26 protein-coding genes are annotated in these 22,763 nt (G+C 66.6%); 10 read left to right on the top strand and 16 right to left on the bottom strand.

Translation table 11 applies throughout. From position 1 onward, the window contains the following. Positions 1–60: 60 nt before the first annotated feature. Genes ACOGW9_RS03120 through ACOGW9_RS03140 form a run of 5 tightly spaced genes read right to left on the bottom strand, consistent with a single transcriptional unit; the run spans position 61 to position 5,924 of the window. Complete coding sequence (locus ACOGW9_RS03120) at positions 61–2,424, bottom strand: xanthine dehydrogenase family protein molybdopterin-binding subunit (protein WP_419908277.1); 2,364 nt, start codon at positions 2,422–2,424, stop codon at positions 61–63. Next, complete coding sequence (locus ACOGW9_RS03125; protein WP_419853774.1) at positions 2,421–2,909, bottom strand: (2Fe-2S)-binding protein; 489 nt, start codon at positions 2,907–2,909, stop codon at positions 2,421–2,423. The genes ACOGW9_RS03120 and ACOGW9_RS03125 overlap by 4 nt, the downstream gene beginning before the upstream one ends. Next, entirely contained in the window at positions 2,902–3,762 is an 861-nt protein-coding gene (locus tag ACOGW9_RS03130) for an FAD binding domain-containing protein (RefSeq protein ID WP_419853773.1), read from the bottom strand. The genes ACOGW9_RS03125 and ACOGW9_RS03130 overlap by 8 nt, the downstream gene beginning before the upstream one ends. Before the next feature lie 6 nt (positions 3,763–3,768). Then, entirely contained in the window at positions 3,769–4,794 is a 1,026-nt protein-coding gene (locus ACOGW9_RS03135; RefSeq protein ID WP_419853772.1) for a hypothetical protein, read from the bottom strand. After that, positions 4,791–5,924, bottom strand: a complete 1,134-nt coding sequence (locus tag ACOGW9_RS03140) for an aromatic ring-hydroxylating oxygenase subunit alpha (RefSeq protein ID WP_419908280.1) — start codon at positions 5,922–5,924, stop codon at positions 4,791–4,793. The genes ACOGW9_RS03135 and ACOGW9_RS03140 overlap by 4 nt, the downstream gene beginning before the upstream one ends. A gap of 200 nt (positions 5,925–6,124) precedes the next feature. On the opposite strand from ACOGW9_RS03140, the gene ACOGW9_RS03145 reads away from it, so the two are divergent. From ACOGW9_RS03145 to ACOGW9_RS03165, 5 genes are read left to right on the top strand one after another with little or no spacing between them, the layout of a single operon-like run. Then, positions 6,125–6,355, top strand: coding sequence for a hypothetical protein (locus ACOGW9_RS03145; RefSeq protein WP_419908282.1), 231 nt, complete (start codon positions 6,125–6,127; stop codon positions 6,353–6,355). Continuing rightward, complete coding sequence (locus tag ACOGW9_RS03150; RefSeq protein WP_419908284.1) at positions 6,349–6,666, top strand: type II toxin-antitoxin system PemK/MazF family toxin; 318 nt, start codon at positions 6,349–6,351, stop codon at positions 6,664–6,666. The genes ACOGW9_RS03145 and ACOGW9_RS03150 overlap by 7 nt, the downstream gene beginning before the upstream one ends. Before the next feature lie 60 nt (positions 6,667–6,726). Then, entirely contained in the window at positions 6,727–7,419 is a 693-nt protein-coding gene (locus ACOGW9_RS03155; RefSeq protein WP_419908286.1) for an O-methyltransferase, read from the top strand. A gap of 59 nt (positions 7,420–7,478) precedes the next feature. Further along, entirely contained in the window at positions 7,479–8,462 is a 984-nt protein-coding gene (locus tag ACOGW9_RS03160; RefSeq protein WP_419908288.1) for a CobW family GTP-binding protein, read from the top strand. 35 nt (positions 8,463–8,497) lie between these two features. Further along, positions 8,498–9,481: a WD40 repeat domain-containing protein gene (locus tag ACOGW9_RS03165; protein ID WP_419908290.1), complete on the top strand. Its 984-nt coding sequence runs from the start codon at positions 8,498–8,500 to the stop codon at positions 9,479–9,481. Between the two features lie 9 nt (positions 9,482–9,490). Here ACOGW9_RS03165 and ACOGW9_RS03170 read toward each other — a convergent pair whose 3' ends face one another. The 4 genes from ACOGW9_RS03170 to ribA are packed head-to-tail and all read right to left on the bottom strand — an operon-like array spanning position 9,491 to position 13,244. After that, positions 9,491–10,126 carry an alpha/beta hydrolase gene (locus tag ACOGW9_RS03170; RefSeq protein WP_419908292.1) on the bottom strand — a complete coding sequence of 212 codons (636 nt, stop codon included), beginning with the start codon at positions 10,124–10,126 and terminating at the stop codon, positions 9,491–9,493. A gap of 36 nt (positions 10,127–10,162) precedes the next feature. Further along, on the bottom strand, positions 10,163–11,341 hold the full coding sequence (locus tag ACOGW9_RS03175) for a M20 family metallopeptidase (RefSeq protein WP_419908294.1): 1,179 nt from the start codon (positions 11,339–11,341) through the stop codon (positions 10,163–10,165). A gap of 51 nt (positions 11,342–11,392) precedes the next feature. Continuing rightward, complete coding sequence (locus ACOGW9_RS03180) at positions 11,393–12,580, bottom strand: iron-containing alcohol dehydrogenase family protein (RefSeq protein ID WP_419908296.1); 1,188 nt, start codon at positions 12,578–12,580, stop codon at positions 11,393–11,395. Then, entirely contained in the window at positions 12,561–13,244 is a 684-nt protein-coding gene (ribA, locus tag ACOGW9_RS03185; protein ID WP_419908298.1) for a GTP cyclohydrolase II, read from the bottom strand. The genes ACOGW9_RS03180 and ribA overlap by 20 nt, the downstream gene beginning before the upstream one ends. Positions 13,245–13,368: 124 nt before the next feature. On the opposite strand from ribA, the gene ACOGW9_RS03190 reads away from it, so the two are divergent. From ACOGW9_RS03190 to ACOGW9_RS03210, 5 genes are all read left to right on the top strand, one after another. Beyond that, complete coding sequence (locus tag ACOGW9_RS03190) at positions 13,369–14,163, top strand: alpha/beta hydrolase (protein WP_419908300.1); 795 nt, start codon at positions 13,369–13,371, stop codon at positions 14,161–14,163. 52 nt (positions 14,164–14,215) lie between these two features. Next, on the top strand, positions 14,216–14,659 hold the full coding sequence (locus tag ACOGW9_RS03195) for a Fur family transcriptional regulator (protein WP_419908302.1): 444 nt from the start codon (positions 14,216–14,218) through the stop codon (positions 14,657–14,659). Between the two features lie 87 nt (positions 14,660–14,746). Further along, entirely contained in the window at positions 14,747–15,310 is a 564-nt protein-coding gene (gene mog, locus ACOGW9_RS03200) for a molybdopterin adenylyltransferase (protein WP_419908730.1), read from the top strand. A gap of 95 nt (positions 15,311–15,405) precedes the next feature. Then, the gene (gene udp, locus ACOGW9_RS03205) at positions 15,406–16,197 is read left to right on the top strand and encodes a uridine phosphorylase (protein WP_419908304.1); all 792 of its coding nucleotides are present in this window, start codon (positions 15,406–15,408) and stop codon (positions 16,195–16,197) included. Then, positions 16,194–17,357, top strand: a complete 1,164-nt coding sequence (locus tag ACOGW9_RS03210; protein ID WP_419908306.1) for an enolase C-terminal domain-like protein — start codon at positions 16,194–16,196, stop codon at positions 17,355–17,357. The genes udp and ACOGW9_RS03210 overlap by 4 nt, the downstream gene beginning before the upstream one ends. A gap of 19 nt (positions 17,358–17,376) precedes the next feature. Here the strand turns inward: ACOGW9_RS03210 and ACOGW9_RS03215 are convergent, their stop codons facing one another. The 7 genes from ACOGW9_RS03215 to ACOGW9_RS03245 all read right to left on the bottom strand — a co-directional run bounded on the left by ACOGW9_RS03215 (position 17,377) and on the right by ACOGW9_RS03245 (position 22,741). Then, positions 17,377–18,162 (bottom strand): hypothetical protein, encoded by a 786-nt coding sequence (locus ACOGW9_RS03215; protein ID WP_419908308.1) that lies wholly within the window; start codon positions 18,160–18,162, stop codon positions 17,377–17,379. Between the two features lie 18 nt (positions 18,163–18,180). Continuing rightward, positions 18,181–18,549: a hypothetical protein gene (locus ACOGW9_RS03220; RefSeq protein ID WP_419908310.1), complete on the bottom strand. Its 369-nt coding sequence runs from the start codon at positions 18,547–18,549 to the stop codon at positions 18,181–18,183. A gap of 115 nt (positions 18,550–18,664) precedes the next feature. Continuing rightward, a complete protein-coding gene (locus ACOGW9_RS03225) occupies positions 18,665–19,777 on the bottom strand; it encodes a hypothetical protein (RefSeq protein WP_419908312.1) in 1,113 nt (370 codons plus the stop codon). A gap of 129 nt (positions 19,778–19,906) precedes the next feature. Further along, entirely contained in the window at positions 19,907–20,569 is a 663-nt protein-coding gene (locus tag ACOGW9_RS03230; RefSeq protein WP_419908314.1) for a maleylpyruvate isomerase N-terminal domain-containing protein, read from the bottom strand. Positions 20,570–20,671: 102 nt separating this feature from the next. Next, complete coding sequence (locus ACOGW9_RS03235) at positions 20,672–20,938, bottom strand: type II toxin-antitoxin system YafQ family toxin (RefSeq protein ID WP_419908316.1); 267 nt, start codon at positions 20,936–20,938, stop codon at positions 20,672–20,674. Between the two features lie 6 nt (positions 20,939–20,944). Next, on the bottom strand, positions 20,945–21,199 hold the full coding sequence (locus ACOGW9_RS03240; RefSeq protein ID WP_419908318.1) for a type II toxin-antitoxin system RelB/DinJ family antitoxin: 255 nt from the start codon (positions 21,197–21,199) through the stop codon (positions 20,945–20,947). A gap of 165 nt (positions 21,200–21,364) precedes the next feature. Further along, the gene (locus tag ACOGW9_RS03245; protein ID WP_419908319.1) at positions 21,365–22,741 is read right to left on the bottom strand and encodes an LLM class flavin-dependent oxidoreductase; all 1,377 of its coding nucleotides are present in this window, start codon (positions 22,739–22,741) and stop codon (positions 21,365–21,367) included. Between the last annotated feature and the right edge of the window lie 22 nt (positions 22,742–22,763).

Here is a 22,763-nt window from a genome sequence, read left to right on the forward strand (position 1 = left end):
GTTTTGCGCCTTCGGCAGCATCGGTCAGGTTTGACTGTCTCAGATGAGGAGGCTGCGCGGTCAGACGCCGGCTTCCCGGATGAGGCGTGACAGCAGCGCGGGCCGGAGCGGCTTGGTGTTGACGTTGACGTCGAGATCGGACAGTGCGTCGGCGACGGCGTTGACGAGCGCGGCCACTGCGCCGATCAGGCCGCCTTCACCCACGCCCTTGAACCCGCCGACGGTGTCGATCGACGGCGACTCGATGTGAGCGATCTGGTAGTTGGGCACGTCCACCGAGCTCGGCAGGAGATAGTCCATCAGCGTCGCCGTGCGGACCCCGCCGTCGGGGTCGTACACAAACTCCTCCATGAGCGCCTCGCCGATGCCCTGGGCCACACCGCCCATCACCTGGCCGTCGACGATCATCGGGTTGATGACGCGGCCGCAGTCGTGCACGACGACGTACCCCTCGATGTCGACGGTGCCGTCTGCGGCATCGACGGCCACCTGCGCGATGTGGGTGGCGTTGGCCATGGTGACCAGGGGCGGGTCGTAGAAGTCGGTCTCCTCGACACCGAAGCTCTCGCCCTCGGGCAGGTCGCTGGTGTTCATCGCGTACGCCGTCTCGGCGACCTCTTGGAACGAGAGGCCTCGGCTCGGCACGCCGGCGACATGCATCCGGCCGTCGGCGACCACGATGTCTTCTGGCGTCGACTCGAGCATGAACGCGGCGATCCGCGCCAGCTTCAGCCTCGCTTTCTCCGACGCTCGTATCAGCGCTCCGCCGCCCGTGACCGCGCTGCGGCTGGCGAAGGTGTTCGTGCCGTAGGGCCCAGCGGCAGTGTCGCCCTCGACGACCGTCACATCTTCCAGCCGGGCCCCGAGCGCGTCGGCGACAACCTGAGCGAAGGTCGTGAAGTGGCCTTGCCCTGAGTGGGCGTGGCTCACGAAGGCCGTCACTTTGCCGGTGGGCTCCACCTTCACCGTGCCACTGTCGAACCCGGGCAGGCGGGTCAGCCCACGGGCACGCCAGCCCGGGGCGCCGGTGCCGCTCACCTCGGTGAAGCTGCAGATGCCGATGCCCCGGTACTTGCCGTCGACGAGTCGGCCATGGCTCTGGCTGGCGCGGAACTCGTCGTAGTTCGCCATCTCCATCGCCATCTCGAGCGACTCGACGAAGCTGCCCGTGTCGTAGCGGACGCCGACGATGTTGGTCCACGGCAGCTCTGCGGTGGGCACCATGTTGCGCAGCCGGACCTCGGCTGGATCGAGCCCGAGCCGGCGGGCGATCCGATCCATGATGCCCTCGATCGCCATGAAGCAGACCGGCTGGGCCACGCCCCGGTAGGCCAGCACGGGCGCCGTGTGGGTTGCGACGGCGGTGGCCGTGTACTCGTATTCGGTGATGCGGTACGGCCCGACGATCATGCGGGCCCCGCCAGTGGTTTCGAGAGTGCAGCCGAACGGCAGCGCTGAGTAGGCGCCGCCATTGGTGCGGATCTCGGCCCGCAGCGCGAGCACGATGCCGTCGTCGTCGATCGCAGCCTCCACCCGGTAGTGGTTGTCGCGGGCGTGCACGTCGGTGAGCAGGGCGCCGTAACGGTCCTGGATCCACTTCACGGGCCGGCGCAGGCGCAGCGCGAGCGCGGCGCAGACGAACTCCTCGGGGTACAGCGCCGCCTTGATGCCGAAGCCGCCGCCGACGTCGGGCACCACGACCCGCAGCGTCGACTCCGCAACATTGAGGAATTCGGCTAGGGCCGTCCGCAGCAGATGGTGAATCTGGGTCGAGGAGTAGAAGACCAGGTTGGCCGGCTGCTCGGGCACCGCAAGGCACCCGCGGGGCTCGATCGGCACAGCGGTCACACGGTTCGAGTTGAAGTCCTCTGCGATGACGTGAGCCGCCGCGTCGAAGCCGGCGGCCACATTGTCGGTGGCGAACCGGCCCTCGAAATAGACGTTGCCCGGCACGGTCGGGTTGACCTGCGGGGCGGCGGGATCGGTGGCCTCGTGAATGTCAGTGATCGCGGGAAGCGGCTCGTAGTCGACCTCCACCAGCTCGATGCCGTCTTCGGCGAGATACTGGCTCTCAGCCACCACCACAGCCACCGCCTCGCCCGCAAACCGCACCTCGTCGACTGCGAGCACATCGCGGGTGTTGAAGCTGTAGCCGGGCAGCTCGATCTGGGCGGCGATCGGCTTCACCATGGCCGCGAGATCTGCTCCGGTGAGCACGTCGACCACGCCGTCGAGCGCCATTGCTTCGCTCGTGTCGATCGAGGTGATCCGGGCGTGGGCATAGGGGCTGAGCACGAAGGCGAGGTGCAGGGTGTTGAGCGGCGTAGGCAGGTCGTCGACGAAGCGGCCTTGGCCTCGCAGCAGGTACTCGTCTTCGCGGCGCAGCACGCTCTGCCCGACAGCGCCGTTCTGGTCGCCGCTCATGCTGGGCTCCTCCGTCGCAGCTCCACCGCGGCCTCGGCCACCGCGTCGACGATGTTGGCGTAGCCGGTGCAGCGACAGACGTTGTTCATCAGTGCCTCCCGGATGGCGGCCTCGTCGGGGTCGGCGGTGCGCTCCAGCAGCTCGACTGCCGTGAGCAGGAAGCCCGGCGTGCAGAAGCCGCACTGCAGCGCATGTTTCTGATGGAACATCTCCTGGATCGGATGCAGCTCGTCGAGGTCTGCGAGATCTTCCACGGTGCGGATGTCCGATCCGTCGACCGTCACAGCGAAGTGCAGGCAGCTGCGGGCGGTGCGGCCGTCGAGCAGCACCGTGCATGCGCCGCACACCCCTTGCTCGCAGCCGATGTGGGCGCCCGTCAGGCCGAGATCGTGCCGCAGGTAGTCGATGAGCAGCCGCCGAGGCTCCACCCGGGACTGGCGGGTGCGCCCGTTGACGGTGACCGTCACCTCGACTTCGTCAGTCATGGACGCTCCCTTCCAGCAGGCCGCGTTCGAGGAGAACGCCGACGAGGTGCCGCCGGTAGTCGGCGTCGGCGTGGATGTCACCGGTCGGGTCGACCTCGCTGCGCGCCGCCGCAACCGCGGCTGCGATCGCCGCTGGGCCGACGTCGGAGCCGACCAGCGCACTCTCGGCGTCGCCCAGGCGCTGGGCCACCGATCCGACGCCGAACGCCGCGATGCGTGCCATCGTGCAGATGCCGTCCGAGCTGGCCCACCGCAGTGCCACTCCGCCCACCGGGAACACGTGGCCCCCGTTCGAGACTTCCCCTACGGCGCTTCGCTCGCCTGGGTCCTGTCGGGCGAACGTGACCGCCGAAACGACCTCGCCCGGCTCGATGCAGGTGGTCATCTCAGCGACGAAGAAGTCGTGGGCCGGCACCCGACGTTCGCCGGCGGCACTCGTGAGCACCAGATCGGCCTCCAACGCGAGCGCAACGGCCGGCAGCTCCGCCAGCGGGTCGCAGTGCGCCAGGCTGCCGCAGACGGTGCCGCGGTTGCGCGTGGCGGGCAGCCCGACGTGGGGGAGAGCCTTGGCCAGCAGCGGGCACTCGGCCTGGACAAGCGGGCTGGTCTCGGCATCGATCTGGCGTACGAGCGCACCGATGACGAGGCGGTCGTCGACAAGCCGGATGTAGTCGAGCTCGTGACAGCGGTTGATCGACACGACCACCTCGGGTCGAGCCAGCCGGAGGTTCATGAGCGGAACCAGGCTCTGGCCGCCAGCGAGGATCTGGGCGTCGTCGCCGTGCCCGGCCAGCGCTTGCACCACCTCGTCGAGCGACTCGGGGGCGACAAACGAGAACGGTGCGGGTTTCATGGCGACTCAGACGACCGGTTGCAGGTCGGCCGCCAGGGCCACCAATGACTCAGGGCCCACGATGGCGCCGTCCTCGACGACACGCTGCCCGTCGATGTCGATGGTGTGCATGAACAGCACCGCATCGGGGTGGTTCTCACCGCCGCCGGGATCCCACCACGGCATTCCCATGCCGATGGCGTTGTTGCCCTGGGTACGGGTGTCCTCGATAAACGAGCTGCCGGTGACCCGGGCCGTGGGATGGATGCCGTGGGTGAAGTGGATGACGTAGCCGTAGTTGCCGTCGGAGCCCGCTCGCCGCAGCGCCCGGTCGGCGACGGTGCGCTCGTTGCCGCCGCCCGTCACCGAGCGGATGCGGCCGTCGATCTCCAGCGTCATGGGTGCGGCGAGCGAGGTGTAGTACTCGTGAAAGATGGCGCCGATCTCGATGCGCCCCTTCACCGATTCGACTTCGGGAAACAGCGTGCACTGCCCGGGAACCAACACCGTGCCGGGCTTGTCGGCTCGTCTCGGCTTGGAGAACCCACGCTCCCCGAGCGTGAAGCTCACGTCGGTGCCGCCGCTGTCGGTGATGCGCACCGTCTTGCCCTCGGCGTCGTTCACCAGAGCGTCGAAGGCGTGGTGCACGGCGAAGTAGCGGTCGAGATCGACCCGCCCGAACAGCCTCAGCAGGCCGCCGGCGTTCAGGTCGGCACCCAGCAGGTAGCGGATGTGGTTGCTCTCCATCGCCTGATCGTGCAGTTCCGAGCCGGCGAGGTAGGGGAAGGTGAGGTCGATCCACACATCGGCGGCCAGCGCTGCAGCCGAGACTGCCGGCGTGAGGTACGGGTCGGCGAGGCGGCCCTGATACGGCAGCGGCGGGATCAGCAGCACCGACGAATTGGCGCCGGCGAGCAGCGATGCCCGGTGTATCGCCTGCCACACCTCCGGGTCGCTGTCGGTGTCGGCGGTGATCACGACGGTCTCGCCCGGCTCCAACGCCATGTAGTCGCGCATCAGCACGTCGGCTGCGCCCGCAACCGTCGCGGTCATGGGGTCGCCCCGTCGACAATGCGGTCCAGGTAGCCGTTGAGGTAGTTGTGAATGCCCTTCTCCAGGGTGCTCATGCGCCCAGGCCGGTAGGCGGGCGAGCTCATCGCCTGCTGCATCGACTCGATCATCAGCCGATCCTCTTCGAGCACCAGGATCTGGTAGTCGTGGTAGATCTTCAGCGTCTCGTCGAAGTCGGGCCGGTCGAAGAACTCCTCGGGGAACAGGTGGTAGATGACCACCCGGGTGTGGCCCTCGTCGATCGGCCACGCGATCATCGGTCGGATGCAGTCGATGCGGCCGAAGAACGTCAGGTTGGGCGCCCTGAACGCCGTGCAGGCAAAGCTGTGCGGCCGGTCCTCCAGCCACGGCATCTTGCCCAGCAGCGGCTCGGCCCCCGGGGTGGGCGGGCCGGCGTTGTAGAAGATCGAGAGGCCGCCGTCGGGCTTGATGTTGACGTGGTCGGGCTCGAAGCTGAAGTTGGCGCCGAAACTGCCCGCGTGCAGCACACCGACGTGGTAGAAGTCCATCAGGTTCTCGTGCACGAACTTCCAGTTGCACGCCAGGTCGATGTCGATCTTGTTGCCCAGGCGGCACTTCTCCCACCCGAGGAACGAGAACTCCTCGTCGAGCACGGCCATCGCGTCGGCCAGCGGCCTCGCATCGGGGTCGAAGTTGATGAAGATGTTGCCCCGCCACACATCGAGCCGCAGCGGCGTCAGGGCGCAGTCGGCGACGTCGAATTCCTTGGAGTCGGCCATGTAGGCGGCGCCCTTCAACTGGCCGTCGAGACCGTAAACCCAGCCGTGGTACGGGCAACTGAAGGCCTTGAGATTGCCCGATCCGTACGCAACCTCGACGCCCCGGTGGACGCACATGTTGTAGTTGGCGTGCAGCTCACAGTCTCGGTCGCGAGACAGCAGCACGGGCTCGCCGACCAGGCGCAGCGCCATGAAGTCGCCCGGATCAGCCAGCTCCTCGACTCGCCCGACGTACAGCCACTCGCGCTTGAAGTACTCATCCACCTCGCGGCGGAAGATCTCCGGGCTGGCATAGATCGCGCCCGGCGCATGGCTGGCCTCGTCGAGCGCTGCCCTGGTTCCCCGCGGATCCAACTCGGTCGAATCCGACATTGCGTCCTTCCTTCCCCCGATAACGCATTGCGGGATTTGCTCCGCTCATCGGAAACTAACAGGGCACCGGCCGGAGGCCCTTCGAAACGCATCGAGCGTCATTCCTGTTCGCCAGCCCGTCTGCGTACTTCACCATTCCAAGCGCCGTTCTTTTGCTGGTTCGCTGAGCCTTCGCCTGAATATGTACGTATAATACGTACGTGCCCAATAAGACGATCAGCGTGCCCGATGACGTCGTGCCGATCATCGAGAGCCTGCACGTGCCGTTCTCGAGGTGGGTGACCGATCAGCTCCGGCGCCATGCGGCCAAGTCGACCATGTCCTTCGCCGATCAGCTCATAGCGGATGCGGCGCTAGCCGCCCCTGAGGGGCTGGTGCCCCCGGACGCCTTTGAGGTCGGCGAGCGGATGGAGCGATCTGCGCCGTGGTAGTGCGCGGCGGGGTGTACTGGATCGACCTCGACAAGCGCCGGCCGTGCGTGGTCGTGTCGTCTGAGGACGTTCTGAACGTCGACGTCTGGCAAACCCATGTTGTGCCGCTGACCAGGAATCTCGATCGGGCCGGTCTCGCCGGCAATGTCCTGCTCAACGCCGCGGTGACCGGCCTGCCCTCCGACTCCGTTGCCGTGCCGCTCGGACTGGAGCTGGTCGAACGCACTTGGCTTGAGGAGCGTGCGGGTGTGCTGCCGCGGGTCTTAGTCGATGCCATCGACGACGGAGTGCGAGCAGTCCTGGGTCTGTGACTATGTGTCGGCTGCCGAGGAACTCGGCCCGCGACGCACGGCTATCGGGAGAGGAACCGCATGACGTCACCGCCGCATGATTCTGCGCTCGAAGGGCTGCTCGACCGGTTGCACGCTCAGAGTGACGAGCAGATCGCAGAGACGTCCGCGTTCACTGTGGAGCAACGGCGATTGAGCGGCCAAGACCGGAGCCAGCGCGGCTTCGACGACAACATGCGCCGGTTCTTTGCCGACAAGCTCGTCGCGCTCGATCGGGACAAGGCGACATTCTGCTACCAAGTGTGCCGTGCCCTGGGTGCTCGTCGTGTTGTCGAAGCCGGCACGTCACACGGCGTGTCCACGCTGTACTTGGCTGCCGCTGTGCGCGACAACGGCCATGACGACGGCGTGGTGATCGCCACCGAGTACGAGCCGGACAAGGCCGCCATTGCTCGGGCCAACTTTTCCGAAGCGGGTCTCGCCCCTTGGATCGAACTTCGGGAAGGCGATCTGCGTGAATCGCTGGTCGACTGCGGGGGACCAGTCGACTTCCTGCTCGTCGACATCTGGCACGTCGCGCTCGACGCGCTGGAGCTGGTCGCCCCAGCCCTGCGTCCCGGCGCGGTCGTGGTCACCGACAACACCATCGCGTCCGCTGAGGGCTACGCGCCCTACTTCGAGTTCCTCAATGACCCCGCCAACAAGCTCCGCACGATGACCTTGCCCTTCACGGGAGGCCTCGAATTCACCGTCCGCATCGACGACCATCAGTGAGCGCAGCACCAACAGGCGCCACGGTGCACTCGGGAATGGGAATCATTACCATCTAACTCATGGTTGATGATCGAGTTCCTGTAACGGTGCTGACGGGCTTTCTCGGTGCGGGCAAGACAACGCTGTTGAATCACATCCTCACCGAGCAGCACGGCAAGCGGATTGCGGTGATTGAGAACGAGTTCGGCGAGGTGGGCATCGACGATGCCATCGTCCTCGATGCCGAAGAAGAGATCTTCGAGATGAACAACGGTTGCATCTGCTGCACCGTTCGAGGCGATCTGATCCGCATTCTCGGCAATCTGATGCGGCGCAAGGACCGCTTCGACCAGATCCTCATCGAGACGACGGGGCTGGCCGACCCGGCACCGGTGGCTCAGACGTTCTTCGTCGACGACGAGATGTCAGCCCAGTTGCGGCTCGATGCCATCGTCACGGTGGTCGACGCCAAGCACCTGGTTCCGCACTTGGACGAAGAGAAGCCCGAAGGGGTCGAGAACGAAGCCGTCGAGCAGCTGGCGTTCGCCGATCGGGTCGTGCTCAACAAGATCGATCTTGCCGACGACAACGAGCTGGGCGATGTGGAAACCCGCATCCGGCAGATCAACCCACTGCCACCGATCATCCGGACCCAGTACGGAAAGGTCGACCTCGATGCCATCCTCGAGGTCGGCGCGTTCTCGCTAGATCGTGTGCTGGCCGACGATCCCGAGTTCCTCGACCCCGATGCCGAGCATCAGCACGACCTCAGCGTGACATCGGTGGGGATCGAAGCCGAGGGCGACCTCGATATCGACCGGCTGAACGAATGGCTGGGCGATCTCCTGCGTACCAAGGGCACCGACATCTTCCGCTCGAAGGGCATCCTGTCGATCGCCGGCTGGGACGAGCGTTACGTGTTCCAGGGCGTCCACATGCTGCTTGACGGCCAGCGCCAAGGGGAGTGGGGCGACGGGGAGAAGCGACGCAACCGTCTCGTGTTCATCGGACGCAACCTCGACCGAGAGTCATTGGAGGCCAGCTTCAGGTCCTGCCTGGTATGACCGACGCTAGGACAACACCCATCGCGCTATGGCGGGTGGACGTCGATGACTACGTGCAGGTGCTCGAGGTCTGCCGGGACCTCGGCCAGGCGGTGGTCGGGTCGCTCCGCGGCGAGGCTTCCCTCATCGACGTCGATGACGGCTCGGCCACTGCGCTGGAACGGCACGAGATGGGAGTGCTGAGCGCTGCCTGGTCATCCGATGGCGGCCGCGTGGCAGTCGGGGGCCAGGACGGATGCGTGCGCATCTACGACCGCACCGGAACTGCGCAGGGCGTCGTTGACGCGTCGGCCTGGGTGACGGCACTGGCCTGGTCGCCGAACGCACCTGTGCTTGCGGTCGGCGCCGGCCGGCACCTGCTCATCACCGACCAAGACGGCGCGCTGCTCCACGACTTCGACGACCAGCCCTCGACGGTGACGGCGGTCGCCTGGTCAGCCGACGGCAGCCGCGTCGGTGCGACCGCATACGGCGGCATCGGCTGGCACGACGTCGTCGGACCGCGGACCGGCCGTCGACGTCGCTTTGACTGGAAGGGGTCGCTGCTGTCGCTGGCGATGTCTCCCGACGGAGCATGGGCCTGCGCCGGCGCCCAGGACGCCACCGTGCATCTGTGGCGGCTCTGGAGCGGCAAGGACCTCTCGATGTCCGGCTATCCCTCCAAGATCGAGCGGCTGAGGTTCCGCCACGACAGCCGATGGCTGGCAGTTGCGTGCCTCGGCGAGATCACCGTGTGGGACTTTGGCGGCAAGGGACCCGCCGGCACCGCGCCGGCCGCGGCCTCCGGTCATGACAACCACATTGAGGACCTCGATTGGGATCCGTCCGGCAGCACCGTCGCCACGGGGGGAGGAGAGGGCCGCACCATCGTGTGGGCTGCCCCGACCCGTGCTGGCCAGGACCTGTCACCGGTGACCGCACTCGAGTCCGATGCGGCGACCAGTCGACTCCGGTGGGTCAGCGAGGACAGCCTGCTGGTCGGTCGGGCCGACGGAGGCCTGGTCAAGCTGGCTGTCTAGAAGGACAGCTCAGAGGACGCCGGCGAGCCACTCGCGGGCGTCGGCCATCATTTCGATGGTCTGGCTGTGAGCCATGTCGTAGGCGTGGTGTCGCAGGTTCCACCCGCCGTCGCCCAGGGCCGCGATCACCTCTTTGGGCTGCTCCTGGCCGATGAAGATGTCGCGGGTGCCCCATTGGAAGAGCGCCGGCCGGCCGTCGCCGTTGGACAGGTCGAGGTCGAGCCCGGGCGCGCTCGGCAGGCCGCAACAGATGGCCCACACGCCGGCGTAGCGGGGCGCACCCGCCCTGCCGGCGAGCGCCAGCGAGAGATAGCCGCCCTGGCTGAACCCGCCCACGATGCAGCGCTCAAGCGGAACGCCAGCCTTGCCGGCCTCGTCAGCGATGAATGACTCGAGCATCTCGAGTGAGGGCACGAACCGCGAGATGTCCTGTTCGAACGTCTCGAGGTCGATCGACCACCAGCCCGCACCGTCGCCGTCGGGCATGTCGATCGGTCCCCGCGGTGCGATCGCGGTGAAGCGTTCGTCTGGGTCGACGAGCGGTACATACGACGCAAGGTGGTGCTGCTCGGCGGTGTAGCCGTGCATGAGGAAGAGCAGACGGTCTGCGCCGTCGCGGTCAATCCGGTACTGGGTCAATGACATGGAACGCAACGCTCCTGTGCTGTTCGTTCGGTGAAGCTATGCGCTCGGGGAAAATGCCGCACGGATCTCTTCGCGAGTGTCCGCGCTGGACAGGCAGTCGACCATGGTGAGCGCCAGGGTGAGCGCGCCGTCGATGACTGCCTGGTCGCCTTCCTCGCGACCCGTGTACACCTCGAATTCCGGTGTGTGTATCGGGGTGCCCTCGGGGGCGACTTTGATCATCGGGTGGATGGACGGGACGGCGTAGCTGACGTTGCCCATGTCGGTCGATCCGACCACCATCGACCCTTCCTCTGAGGGAAGCGGGTGACGCCCGACGTCCATGGCGTTGCGCACGTACACGTCGAGCAGGGGGTGGTTGTCGATCATGTCGTAGAAGGGCGGGTCGATCCATTCGGCCTGCATCTCGCACCCAGAGGCGTCGGCGCCTCCCTGCAGGCATCGCTGCACCCGCTCCTTGAGCGTTTCGAGGCTCGCCATCTTGTGGCTGCGCACGTACCACTCCGCGGCAGCGCGCGACGGCACGATGTTGGGCTTGTCGCCCGCGTCGGTGAAAATGCCGTGGATCCGCTCGTCGGGCCGGATGTGCTGGCGCAGCGCAGCGACCGCGTTGTAGCCGAGCACGGCTGCATCGAGAGCGTTTCGGCCCCGGTGCGGTGAGGCAGCCGCGTGGGCCGCCTGGCCGTCGTAGGTCACGTGCAGCTGCTGGATGGCGATCGCGTGAAACGTGCGGAGGTCGCGATCGGCGGGATGCACCATCATCGCCAGATCGACATCGTCGAAGGCGCCGCGGCGGATCATGAATTCCTTGCCGCCGCCGCCCTCTTCGGCGGGCGTCCCGAGAATGGCGACCCGGCCGCCAAGAGCCTCGGCGACTTTCGCCACTGCGATGCCTGCGCCGAGCCCCGCCGAGCCAATGATGTTGTGACCGCACGCATGGCCGATCCCAGGGAGTGCGTCGTACTCGCACAGCACCGCGACCGTGGGTCCGTCGGCGGCGCCGACGCGGGCGTCGAACGCCGTCGGCATGTCGTAGGCGCCCCGCGTCACGTCGATCCCGTTGTCTTCCAACACGCCGGTCAGGGCTTCGTGGGCGTGGTGCTCTTCGAAGTTGAGTTCGGGGTTGGCGTGGATCGAGTGCGAGAGATCCAGCAGCGCTGGCGTCAGGCGGTCGATCTCAGCACGAACGATGTTCTTGGCATCGGCAGCGTCCATGCCGGCGAGATTACTGAGGTCCCCAGAAGCAGGACGGTCGTGCCGGCTCACTTACATCGCCTGTTCGTACAGCGCATGGACTTCTTCCCGGCTCGGGTAGCGCGGCGTATTCAGAATGATGAGGTCGCGCAACGCGTCGGTGGTGAGCCCGTCGATGTCCTGCGCCGTGGCGCCGAGGTCGCTGAGGCTGCGGTCGGTACCGACGGTTGCCGACAGCGTCTCGACTGCCTCGATGGCCGCCAGTGGGTCGCGGGCAACGCCGAGCGCTTGGCCCACGTCGGCGTAGCGGTCGGAGACCGACTCGAGGTTGAAGCGCATGATGTGGGGGAGCATGGTGGCGAGCGTCTGCCCGTGGGCCGCGCCGAAGGTGCCCGAGACGGGATGACCGGTGGCATGGACGAGTCCCAGCAGCGGGCCCGACGAGAACGCACGGCCGGCCAGGTGGGACGCGATCTGCATCGACGCCCGGGCTTGCACGTCGCTGCCGACGGCGACGGCCTGGGGGAGCCACTGCCCGGTGAGCCGGATGGCCTGCAGCGCGAGGCCGTCGGCGTAGGGGTTCGATGCGGTGGACGTGTAGGCCTCGATGGCGTGCGTCAGCACATCCATGCCGCATACCGCAGTGGCACCCGACGGAAGCCCGACGGTCAGGAGCGGATCCAGCACGACAGCGCGCGGCCGAACGTCCGGGTGGCTGAACGTCAGCTTGCGATGGTCCTCTGTCCGGGTGATCAGCCCGCCGCCGTTGGTTTCCGATGCCGTGCCAGAGGTGGTGGGCACGGCGACCGTGGGCACGCACGGCGCACTGGCCCGGGCCGGAGGCGCCAGGGTGGCGAAGTCGATCCGGTCGGCGTCGTCGAGCTCGGGGGAGAAGGCAAGCGACGAGTCCTCGATGCCTGACGGTGCTGCCATGGCGATGTACTTGCCGCAGTCCATCACCGACCCGCCGCCGACGAGCACCATCACGACGTCCTCGGTGCCGAACCCTCGCAGCGACTCCACCCCAGCCGCGACGTTGGCATCGGTCGGATTGGGGTCGACGTCGTCGAAGACCGACCACTCGAGAGCGTCTTTCGTGAGGGCGTCGATGACGGTGTTGAGGACGCCCGCGGCGCGCACGCCCGGGTCGCTCACCACGAAGGCGCGGCTGCCGTGGGCCCGTACGTGCTGGGCGAGATCGGCGACGCTGCCCTCTCCCACGAGGGTGGTCGGCATGGGTTCAAGCGTGTAGCTGCTCATCTGTCGGGAAACTCCTCTGCTGCTGTGACCACGCCGGGTCGTGCCCGTTCGTGGCGGGAAGTTGATGGCCCAGTCGGCGGGCCTTGGTCTCGAGGTATCGGTGGTTGTAGAGGTTCGGCACGACAGCGAGCGGCACGCGCTCCACGGCGATCCCGTGCTCGCGGAGGCTCTCTGCCTTGTGGGGGTTGTTCGTGAGCAGCTCGACGTCAGCGATGCCGAGGTCACGGAGGATCCAGGCCGCAGGCGCGTAGTCACGTTGGTCGGCTTCGAAGCCCAGCGTCGTGTTGGCGTCGACGGTGTCGAAGCCGGCGTCTTGGCATTCGTAGGCCCGGATCTTGTTGGCGAGACCGATCCCGCGGCCCTCCTGATCGAGATAGAGGATCGCGCCGGCCCCTGCGGAGGTCACGTGTTGGATCGCGAGCTCAAGCTGCTGCCCGCAATCGCACCGCAACGAACCGAACACGTCGCCGGTGACGCACGAGGAGTGCATGCGCACCGGTACCCCGCCGCGACGCGAGTGCGGATCGCCGAAGACCAGTGCCACATGTTCGCCTGCGCCCTCTCCGGTGTAGGCGAAGATCGTGAACAGGCCGTGCTTCGTCGGGAGTTTGGCCTCACCCACCCGTTCCAGGGTGTGCGGGGTGTCGTCGGGTGCCGTGCTCATGAGGGTGTGTTTCGACGATGGAAGCCGGACAGGAACTCTAACCAGAATGAGAACCGTTCCTACGAGACTGAGGACGAGGCTGGGCCGAATGGCGCCGGTGCGCGGGGGTGCTAGAACCGCACCCGTGCCGAGGTTCGTTGGGTCAGAGGGGTCGATTCACTACGAGCGATGGGTCCCCGACGGCCCGGCGCGCCGGATCGTGGTGGTGGTGCACGGCTACGCGGAGTACGCGGCCCGCTATGGCCACCTGGCCGAGCGGCTGATGGCCGATGGCGCGGCGGTTTACGGCGAGGATCACATGGGGCACGGTCGCAGCGACGGCGAGCGGGCGCTCATCACCGACTTCGAACACGTGGTCGACGACCTCCGGACGCTCGTCGACATCGCGCAGGCCGAGCATCCGGAGCTGCCGATGGTGATGATCGGGCACTCGATGGGCGGGCTGCTCGCTTCAAGATTCGCCCAGGAATACCCCGACGATGTCGCCGGCATCGTCCTGCTTGGCGCAGTAATCGGCGACTGGAACTGGGCCCGGGAGGTTTTGGCGCAGCCGGAGCTGCCTCCCGCCACGACCGACTTCTCGGGCATGTCCCGTGACACGGCCGCTGTCGAGGCCTACGCCACCGATCCGCTCATCTATCGAGGCAAGTACAAGCGGCCCTTGCTCGAAGCCGAGGTCATCGCCCTGGACCGATTCCGGGCCCAGGTCAGCGCCCTCACGATGGCTGTGCTGTTCTGCCACGGCACCGACGATCCGTTTGTCGACTACCGCACCTCGCTTGAGGCGGTGCAGTTGATGCCTAGCCAGGACAAGACCATCTGCCTCCACGAGGGCGCCCGCCACGAGCTCGTGAACGAGACCAACCGGGATGAGGTGATCGATGAGATTGCCGCATTCGTCGCCCGAGTCACCGCATAGCGGCCGCGCAATGCCTTCAAGCTGGCGTAACAGGCCTCGGTAGAATGCAGTGATGGGCGAGCGACTCGCCGAGACCCACGAACTGGTGTCGGCCCGCCTGAATGAAGCCGGGCAGCTCTACACCAAGGGTCGGCGAGAACTCGTGGAACTCCTCGTTCGCGCCGCTCGGCCCGCGACCATCCCCGAGATGCTCGAGCTGCGGCCGCGCCTCACCCAAAGCTCGCTCTACCGCAACATGGCCGACCTCGAGAGCGTAGGCATCGTCCGGCGTGTCGTCGGGATCGATGACCCGACTCGCTACGAGTTCTCCGAGGACATCATCGGCCGTCACCACCACACCATCTGCACCGTGTGCGGCACGGTCGACGACTTCTTCATGCCCGCCGCGGACGAGCGCAGCCTCCAGACATCACTCGACCAGGCGCTGGACACCAGCGGGTTCCAGCCCAACACTCACCGGCTCGACGTCTTCGGCATCTGCCCCGACTGCACTTGACGGGCAACTGCAAACCTTCGAGTATGGGAATGGCACCTATTCCCAATCGGGCGGTACGGTTCCGGCGTGAACAGCACCTCCGACGGAATGCAGAACCTCTCGACGCACGCGCTGATCGGCATCGTGACGGTCTCGGACCGGGCCAGCCGCGGCGACTACGAAGACCGGGGAGGACCGGCGATTCATGACTATCTCGAGCGTGTGATGGCCTCGGAATGGTCTGCGCAGGCTGCGCTCGTTCCCGACGAGCAGGACCAGGTGGCCCAAGCGATCCGGGAGCTGGCGGCAACGGGATGCTGTCTCATCCTCACCACCGGCGGCACCGGTCCGGCGCTGCGCGACGTCACCCCCGAGGCCACCGAGGCAGCCTGTTCCAAGATGCTGCACGGCTTCGGCGAGGCGATGCGCACCGCGTCGCTGAAGGCAGTGCCGACTGCGATCCTGTCCCGCCAGACCGCGGGCATCTGCGACGGTGCCCTGGTGATCAACCTGCCGGGTCAGCCCAAGGCGATCTCAGAGTGCCTCGACGCCGTGTTCGCCGCCGTCCCGTACTGCGTCGACCTCATCGGCGGGCCGTACATCTCGACGGTGACCGAATACATCGACGCGTTCCGGCCGGCTTCAGCCATCCGACCAGCCGCAGTGGACTAACGGCAGAGACCGCCGACAGCGAGACATCTCGGCCGGGATCGGCTTCCGACACCCCAGCGGCGGTGTCGTGCGCGGCTGAGAAATAGGGTCGGGTGATGAGTGACGAGCGGGTGATGCACCTAGGCGTGTCCGCCGCCGATCTGGGCGGGGCAACGCTCGCGATCGTGCCGGGCGACCCTGCGCGGGTGGCGCGGATCGCCCAGACGATGGACGAGCCGGCGCACCTGGCCTCCGTGAGAGAATTCACGACCTATCGAGCGTCGATCGACGGCCAGCCGGTGGTGGTCTGCTCGACCGGTGTCGGCGGGCCGTCGACCTCGGTCGCAGTCGAGGAGTTAGCCCAGCTCGGCGTGCGGACGTTCCTGCGGGTCGGCACCACCGGCTCGATCCAGCCTGATCTGCTGATTGGTGACCTGGTCATCACCCAGGCGGCGGTGCGCCTCGACGGCGCGAGCCGGCATTTCGCTCCGCTGGAGTACCCGGCTGCCTCCTCGTTCGAGTGCACCCGGGCCTTGGTCGATGCAGCGGTCGCCCTCGACGCTCCCCATCAGGTGGGGATCACAGCGTCGAGCGACACCTTCTACCCCGGCCAGGAGCGCTACGACACGGTGGCCGGCGATGTCGTCGGGTGGCTGCGGGGCAGCCTGGCCGAGTGGCGCCGCATCGGCGTACTCAACTACGAGATGGAGTCGGCGACGCTGTTCACGATGTGCGCGGCCAACGGCTGGCGGGCCGGGTGCGTCGCCGGGGTGATCGCCCAGCGCACCGAGTCGGAGTCCGTCGTCGACGAGGCTCGCATCACTGCCACCGAGGAGCGTGCCGTCGGCGTGGTCGTCGAGGCCGCTCGCCGCCTGCTGCGACAGGAATCTCACCGAGGTGAATCATGAGCAAGATCAGCCGAATCGTCGTTCAGGCCTACACGTACCAGCTCCGCGATGTCGGTCCCACGATCTGGACGTACTCGCTTGGGGCGGAGACGAGCGTCTCAAAGTTCATGGTATCGATCGAGTCCGACGACGGTCTCACGGGCAGCTACGCACCCCACTACGGCGCAACCGAACATGCAATGGCGCAGGTCTGCGATATGGCGCCGCTGCTGATCGGCAGGGACCCATCCCAGCGCGAACGGATCTTCGAACTGCTCAAGATCCAGTTCCGGCACTTCGACAAGGTCGGCATCGCAGCACTCGACACCGCCCTGTGGGACCTCGCGGGCAAGAAGTACGGCGCCTCCATCAGCCAGCTGCTGGGCGGGTACCGCGAACGGCTGCCGGCATATGCGAGCACGACTCCGGGACAGCAGACGCCCGGCGGCCTCGACAGCATCGAGAAGTACGCAGACTTCGCCGAGGAATGCCAGGAGCGCGGATTGCCGGCGTACAAGATCCACGGCTTCTTCGACGGCAGCGTGAGCAATGAGATCGGCATCATGACCGCGGTTCGCGATCGTGTCGGGTCCTCGATGAAGCTGATGACCGACCCTGCGTCGTCCTTGGGGTCATTCATGGATGCCGTGGAAGTCGGTCGGGCGTGTGATGACTTGGGATTCTTTTGGTACGAAGACCCCTACCGCGATGCCTCGTCGAGCGCCGCCGCACACCAGCGCCTGCGGGAATTCATCCGCACGCCGATGCTCATTGCCGAGCACATCAGGGGATTCGAGCAGAAGGCCGACTTCGTGCTGGCTCGTGGTACCGACATCATGCACGTCGATCCCGAGCTGGACGGCGGCATCACCGGCACGATGAAGCTGGCCCACTTCTGCGACGCCATCGGTATGGAGGTGCAGCTCCACACGGCCGGCCCGATGCACCGGCACTGCATGTCGGCCATTCCCAACACGCTGTTCTACGAGCTCGGCCTGGTCAATCCCGACACATCGCAGAACTGCCTGCAGCCGCCGATCTATGCCGACGGGTACGGCGATGGCCTCGACGATGTGGGCGCCGATGGATGCGTCGCGGTGCCCACCGGCCCAGGGCTCGGCGTGCAGTACGACTGGGACAAGATCAACGCTTGGGAAACGGCCAGGCGCACCTTCGAGTAACCCGACTCGCCTCTTCGTCTCAGCGGCCCGCCTGTTGAGGGAGGGGTTTCGGGGGCTCGGTGCCGAGGCTTCGCCCGCCGGGCTCGGGTGATCTGCCGGCGGGAACGTGCTGGAACTCGCGGTTCACCCTGCGGACTGCTGGTGTGATGGCTACGGCGTAGCCGACCAGAGCGAGCAGGACTCGGCGAGCCGGCAGGAGCACGAAGCAGATGGCCCAGGCCGCCGCGAAGCCGATGAGTCGTGGCTTCATCGCGGATATGCGAGCGGACGGCTTGTCGTCGGGTCGGCCGAGCGGGAATCGCTTCGGCTTGACGAACCATCCATGGGCGAACAGCTGAGCGACGAAGTACGGCCAGAAGGCCTCTGGGGCGTCGAGTGGGGGATCGGTATCCCATGGGGCGTCGGTGTCGCCGGCTAGCCCGTCTCGGACGCTCGACCACACATGCGACGCGGTGACTCGACCGGAGGCGCCGCCACGGTTCTGGTGAGTCGGGCGACAGTGCCACCGGTACAGCACCCGTCGGTCCTCGCTAAGGGCCAGAATCCCGGCCTGGAAGATGCCGTTCGGGTGCGAAGACCAGTGTCGCTCCAGTACCCCGGTGTCGCCGATGTAGAGATCGAACCGGTCATTCTCACGGCAGTCGTCGAGGATCTCGTGGTGCGGGTCGCCTACCGCCTGATACTCCAGTTCCCATGTGTCCTGGGCTTCGCTCGCAAGACTCTGGGGCTCACTGGTGACGGCGAAGATCTCGCCTCCAGCAGCCCGGATCTCCTCGACGACTCCCGATCTTCCAAAGCCACGCAACTCGTGGCGGCATGGAGGTCACCACAACCCGCGGTAGAACACCAACACGACAAACTTGTGCTTGTCGAGTTGGGCGTTGAGCCATCCGCTGCGCACTCCGATCGGCGGGTCGAGCAGCGGCGGGATCAGCGGATCGTCAACGTCGGCGGCCGACACTCGAAAGCCCTCGGCTGATTGTTCGACCATCACCTGCTCGCGGGCACAGATGTTGCCGTCGCACAGCACCAAGCCCAGTTCGAAGGACCCTGCTCGCGCTCGTGCCACGGTGTCTTCGACGTCGATGATTCCGGTGATCTCGAAGTGAGACTCTTGCGTTGCGTTGATCCACTCGAGCGCAGCCTCCGAAGCAGCCTGAAGCTCAGTGGGGATTTCTTCGCTCACGTTCATGCGTCGCAGTGCCTTGGATTCCTCGAGTCGACGGCCGATCGTCGACCTTGATCGAAGGGCGGCCGATCACGCCGGGTGTGAAGGTACTCGGGACGCTGCGGCCTCTTGGGAACGGTTACCGGTGGGCATCGAGGAAGCGCCGGGCCGCGTCGATCGCGACCTCGGCGGCCAGCGCCATGGCCTGCGGCGTCGTCGCAGCGGCTGCCGTGTCGGCGGTGGTGTGAAACAGCGATGATCCGCCCAGGAACGACAGCACCGATGCGCCGGCTTCGAACCATGTGCCGCCTTCGCCCGGCCACGGATTCGCCTCGCTCAAGCGCCAATTGGCTGCGAGCACCCGGCGGGCGATCTCGTCGCGGACCTCGTCGCTGGCCGAGGTGAGCACCATCCGCTGATCACCGAGCCCAGCGGGGCCCGTCGAATCGGGCTCGATTGCTGCGACCGATGCGCCGAGATGGACAACCGGCCAGCCGGCCACATCGCGGCTGGCGAGATAGTGCTTGAGACCGATGTGATCGATCTCGTGGCCGCTGCACACCGAGAGCGTGACGTGGTGATCGGCGGCGAGATCGGCAGCCATCGCCAACGCGACAGCGAGACCGGTGCCGCGTTCACCGCCGGCGGGGGTCCATCCGGTCAGCGGCGTGGTGATGTTGATCGCGGGCGCGTCGGCTGCACCCAATGTGGCGATGACGTTGGCGCTGCGATCCGGCTCAACTGTCGCCCCAAAGGTCAGTTCGGCATCGGCGCCGCGGACACGGTCGGCCCAGTTACCCGGAATGATCACTGCAGGGCGCCCGGGAGTTGCCGGCATCTGCGGCACGCGGTTGCACTGCACGGGATGGTCGTCGAGCCCACCGATGGCCATAACGAGCGCCGCCGCGTCAGGGTCAGCATTGAGGTAGGGGTCGAGCCCGCGCGGGTTGCCCACGATGCCGACATCGACGTCGACGACGGAGAGGTTCCTGGTCTGCCAGTTGCCTTCCGCGCAATAGAAAACGGGCAGCGCAGGCACCACTTGGCCGGCGACCCGCAGCACGGAGGTGCAGACGAACCGGTCGAACTCGAACCGGTCTTCGTGCACGGAGGCACCAAGGCTTCGGAGGACGTCGGTCAGCCAGGCGGTGGTCTGAGTATCGGCCGGGGTTCCGGTGTGGTGATTGCCGAAGCTCGCGTAGGTCTCGACGATCTCGTACAGCTCGTCGGCGCTGAACCTCGCGGTGCTCATCAGGCTCGTTGGTCCGCCAACTGGTTCGCGAGCTCGACCTCCGCCACCCCCGTGGGCGGCCGCTTCGGCGGGTCCCACCCTGGCGTCGGTGCGTCGCCCGTGGACATGGGTATTCCCTTCGGTTGGGGGCTAGAAGACGGGGAAGACGGTTCCCGTGGAGCGTTCGGCTCGGGTCAGGGCGTAGAGGACGCCCCAGTCGCCGTTGCGGTCTCGGGCGATGTTGATGCAGATGTCGATGATGATGGCTGCGCCTTCGGGGTCGGTGGCTGGGCGGGGCTCGCCGATGCTGACGGCAAGGTCGTCGAGATGCAGGAGCACTTCGATCAGCCTGGTGCGGCAGAAGTCGTCGAGCGTGAGCAGCCGGCCTCCCAGCGCGGCGACGAGACGGTCGTCGGGTTCCTCGGCCAGCCGTGTTTCGAGGTCGGCGGCCAGTTGGCGGCATTTGGCCACGGTGGCTTCGTGACCGATGGCCGATTCGGTGGCGGAGACATCCTTGATCTGGTCGTGGATGGGGGAGTCGACCGCGGCATGGAAGTAGGTGACCGCGGTGAGCAGGTCGCCGTCGGAACGCCGGTCGGGCGGGGTGCGGTCGAGGTAGGCGATCGTGGCGCCAGCGGCGCGTACGAGGTGGGCCGAGAGCGCCCCGACCGTCATGCCGCCAAGAGCGGACGGTTGGTCCCACCGCTTGGCTGTGGTGGGGGTGGCAATGAGTTCTGCTGCTTGGGCGACAGCTTCGACCACCAGCGCTCTGACGCGGGCCGAGCCGTTCGACGGTTCAGTGGCAGGCGTCATGGGTTGACCTCGAGTCGTGTCATGGATTGTCCATTGGCGTCGGCATCACCAAAGCACCCGGATAAGCGAACGTAGCCGGAGCGGCCCGCTCCGAACCTCTGACTAGCCGAAGAGATCGCTGTGGGTGCCTGTTCGGACGAGCACCAGCGCGTCCTCTTGACGATCCCAGATCAGCAGCCAGTCAGGCTCGATGTGGCATTCCCAGGAGTTCGACCACTGTCCCGACAAGCGATGTGGCCGGTGCCGGGAGTGCAGTTCGCCGTCCGCTACGAGCACCTCGAGAATGGCCCACAGCTTGTTGAGGTCCTTGCCGCGCCGCTTGGCGCGCTTGAGGTCTTTCTCAAAGCGACTTGTGGTCCGCAGGATCACTGCGGGCTACAGCGTGGCTTTGAGTTCGTCGAGACTTGAGTATTCGGTCAGTTCGTCGGGTTCCCGGGCCTGGCGCAGCGCTTCGACCGTCTCGGCGTTTGGGATGCTGACTTCGAACGGGACGCCTTGCCGGAGCACTACCTGCCTATAGAACAGCGTGATCGCCTCAGTGGCCGACAATCCGAGTTCGCGAAGGACGCGCTCGGCTTGCATCTTCAGATCCGGTTCAACGCGAGCACGGATCGTCTCGGTCTTGGCCATGGGGCGATCTCCTGCGCCGTGTCCCGAGTGTACCCCAGATGGGGAACATTGTCGTTCGGGACGCCGGTTCGGGATCAGTATGTCGCAGGGTGTGATGAGGTCAGTAGCCGTTTTCCGTGAGGACGGGGTCACCAATCGGAACCTGGGGCGGTGCCCATAGTCGCGTCAGCGGAGGCGGGGGTAGGTGGTGTGCAGATGACGCTGGCCGGGGCCGAAGAAGTTCTCCCGGAAGGTGGTGCCCTCGTAGCTGGTGCGGAACCGGCCTCGTCGTTGGAGCTCGGGCACGAGATAGTCGACGATCTGGGAGAAACCCCAGGGGACGGGAGCCGTCGTCACGTTGAACCCGTCGACTCCGGTGGTTTCGATGAACGCCTCCAACTGGTCGGCGACAGTGGTGGGCGAACCCACGAACCCCAGGCCGCCGGCAGTGTCTGACAGCCGCCGGGCGACATCGCCGACGGTCCAGACCTTGTCGGGATCCTCCAGCTTCCAGCGCTCGACTTGAGTGCGGATCGCGTTCGCCTCGATGTCATCGATCGGCGTGTCAGGCGGGTGACCGCCCAAGTCGATGCCTGTCCAGCCGCAGAACAGAGCCAGGTAGCCGTCCACAGAGAACAGTCGTGACCACTCGTCGCGCATCGCCCGGGCCTCGGCGTCGGTCTCGGCAACCACCACCCGCGCCACCTGCAATGCCTTGATGTGCTCGGGGTCGCGGCCGGCTGCGGCCGCCTGCTCGCGCAGCGACGCCACCACGGCAGCGCCCTTGTCGTTGCCCGGTACCGACATGAACACGACCTCGCCGGTGTTGGCCGCGAACTCGACGCCGCGTGCCGAGTTCCCCGCCTGATACAGCACCGGAGTGCGCTGGGGCGAGGGCTCGACCATGTGCGGCCCTTCCACCGTGAACCACTCGCCGGCATGGTCGATCTCGTGCACCTTGGCCGGGTCGGTGAATGTGTCGGCCTCGGCATCGAGCACGATCGCCCCTTCGTCCCAGCTCTGCTCCCACAGCTTGAGGCAGACGTCCACGTACTCGTCGGCCCGGTCGTACCGGGTGTCGTGGGCGAGGATCTGGCCGAGCCCCTGACGTTCGGCGTCGGACAGGTACGAGGTCACGATGTTCCAGCCGACACGGCCGCCGGTGAGGTGGTCGAGTGTCGAGAACAGCCGGGCCGTGTGGTACGGCGCGTGGTGGCTGGTGGAGAAAGTCACGGCGAAGCCGAGGTGCTCGGTGCATGCCGCCAGCGCCGGGATCAGCAGCGTGGGGTCGATTCCGGGGATCTGGACCGCGCCGCGCAACGCAGCCTCGCGACTCGCCCCGTACACGTCGTAGGTGCCCAGCACGTCGGCGAAGAAGATCCCGTCGAAGCAGCCCCGCTCCAGGGTGCGCACCAAGTCCTGCCACCAGTTCAGCGTGCGGTACCCCCACGACGTCTCGTCGGAAGGGTGCTTCCACATCCCCTTGATCTGATGATTCGGGGATGCCTGAATGAATGCGCTCAGATGCATAGCGCCACGCTCCATCGGCCGAGGTGATCCCATGCCGGGCGTTCTTGGCGCCGCT

Origin of the sequence: Candidatus Poriferisodalis sp. (assembly GCF_965203655.1) — a bacterium.
Lineage (GTDB): Bacteria > Actinomycetota > Acidimicrobiia > Acidimicrobiales > Poriferisodalaceae > Poriferisodalis.

Excerpts from the sequence above, each read along its gene's own strand:
- ACOGW9_RS03125 (WP_419853774.1), bottom strand. The coding sequence starts at position 2,909 with ATGACTGACGAAGTCGAGGTGACGGTCACCGTCAACGGGCGCACCCGC.
- ACOGW9_RS03120 (WP_419908277.1), bottom strand. The coding sequence starts at position 2,424 with ATGAGCGGCGACCAGAACGGCGCTGTCGGGCAGAGCGTGCTGCGCCGC.
- ACOGW9_RS03225 (WP_419908312.1), bottom strand. The coding sequence starts at position 19,777 with ATGAGCACCGCGAGGTTCAGCGCCGACGAGCTGTACGAGATCGTCGAG.
- ACOGW9_RS03220 (WP_419908310.1), bottom strand. The coding sequence starts at position 18,549 with ATGAACGTGAGCGAAGAAATCCCCACTGAGCTTCAGGCTGCTTCGGAG.
- ACOGW9_RS03160 (WP_419908288.1), top strand. The coding sequence starts at position 7,479 with ATGGTTGATGATCGAGTTCCTGTAACGGTGCTGACGGGCTTTCTCGGT.
- ACOGW9_RS03170 (WP_419908292.1), bottom strand. The coding sequence starts at position 10,126 with ATGTCATTGACCCAGTACCGGATTGACCGCGACGGCGCAGACCGTCTG.
- ACOGW9_RS03180 (WP_419908296.1), bottom strand. The coding sequence starts at position 12,580 with ATGAGCAGCTACACGCTTGAACCCATGCCGACCACCCTCGTGGGAGAG.
- ribA (WP_419908298.1), bottom strand. The coding sequence starts at position 13,244 with ATGAGCACGGCACCCGACGACACCCCGCACACCCTGGAACGGGTGGGT.
- ACOGW9_RS03240 (WP_419908318.1), bottom strand. The coding sequence starts at position 21,199 with ATGGCCAAGACCGAGACGATCCGTGCTCGCGTTGAACCGGATCTGAAG.
- ACOGW9_RS03135 (WP_419853772.1), bottom strand. The coding sequence starts at position 4,794 with ATGACCGCGACGGTTGCGGGCGCAGCCGACGTGCTGATGCGCGACTAC.
- ACOGW9_RS03210 (WP_419908306.1), top strand. The coding sequence starts at position 16,194 with ATGAGCAAGATCAGCCGAATCGTCGTTCAGGCCTACACGTACCAGCTC.
- ACOGW9_RS03175 (WP_419908294.1), bottom strand. The coding sequence starts at position 11,341 with ATGGACGCTGCCGATGCCAAGAACATCGTTCGTGCTGAGATCGACCGC.
- ACOGW9_RS03140 (WP_419908280.1), bottom strand. The coding sequence starts at position 5,924 with ATGTCGGATTCGACCGAGTTGGATCCGCGGGGAACCAGGGCAGCGCTC.
- ACOGW9_RS03130 (WP_419853773.1), bottom strand. The coding sequence starts at position 3,762 with ATGAAACCCGCACCGTTCTCGTTTGTCGCCCCCGAGTCGCTCGACGAG.
- udp (WP_419908304.1), top strand. The coding sequence starts at position 15,406 with ATGAGTGACGAGCGGGTGATGCACCTAGGCGTGTCCGCCGCCGATCTG.
- ACOGW9_RS03230 (WP_419908314.1), bottom strand. The coding sequence starts at position 20,569 with ATGACGCCTGCCACTGAACCGTCGAACGGCTCGGCCCGCGTCAGAGCG.
- ACOGW9_RS03195 (WP_419908302.1), top strand. The coding sequence starts at position 14,216 with ATGGGCGAGCGACTCGCCGAGACCCACGAACTGGTGTCGGCCCGCCTG.
- ACOGW9_RS03245 (WP_419908319.1), bottom strand. The coding sequence starts at position 22,741 with ATGGGATCACCTCGGCCGATGGAGCGTGGCGCTATGCATCTGAGCGCA.
- mog (WP_419908730.1), top strand. The coding sequence starts at position 14,747 with ATGCAGAACCTCTCGACGCACGCGCTGATCGGCATCGTGACGGTCTCG.
- ACOGW9_RS03155 (WP_419908286.1), top strand. The coding sequence starts at position 6,727 with ATGACGTCACCGCCGCATGATTCTGCGCTCGAAGGGCTGCTCGACCGG.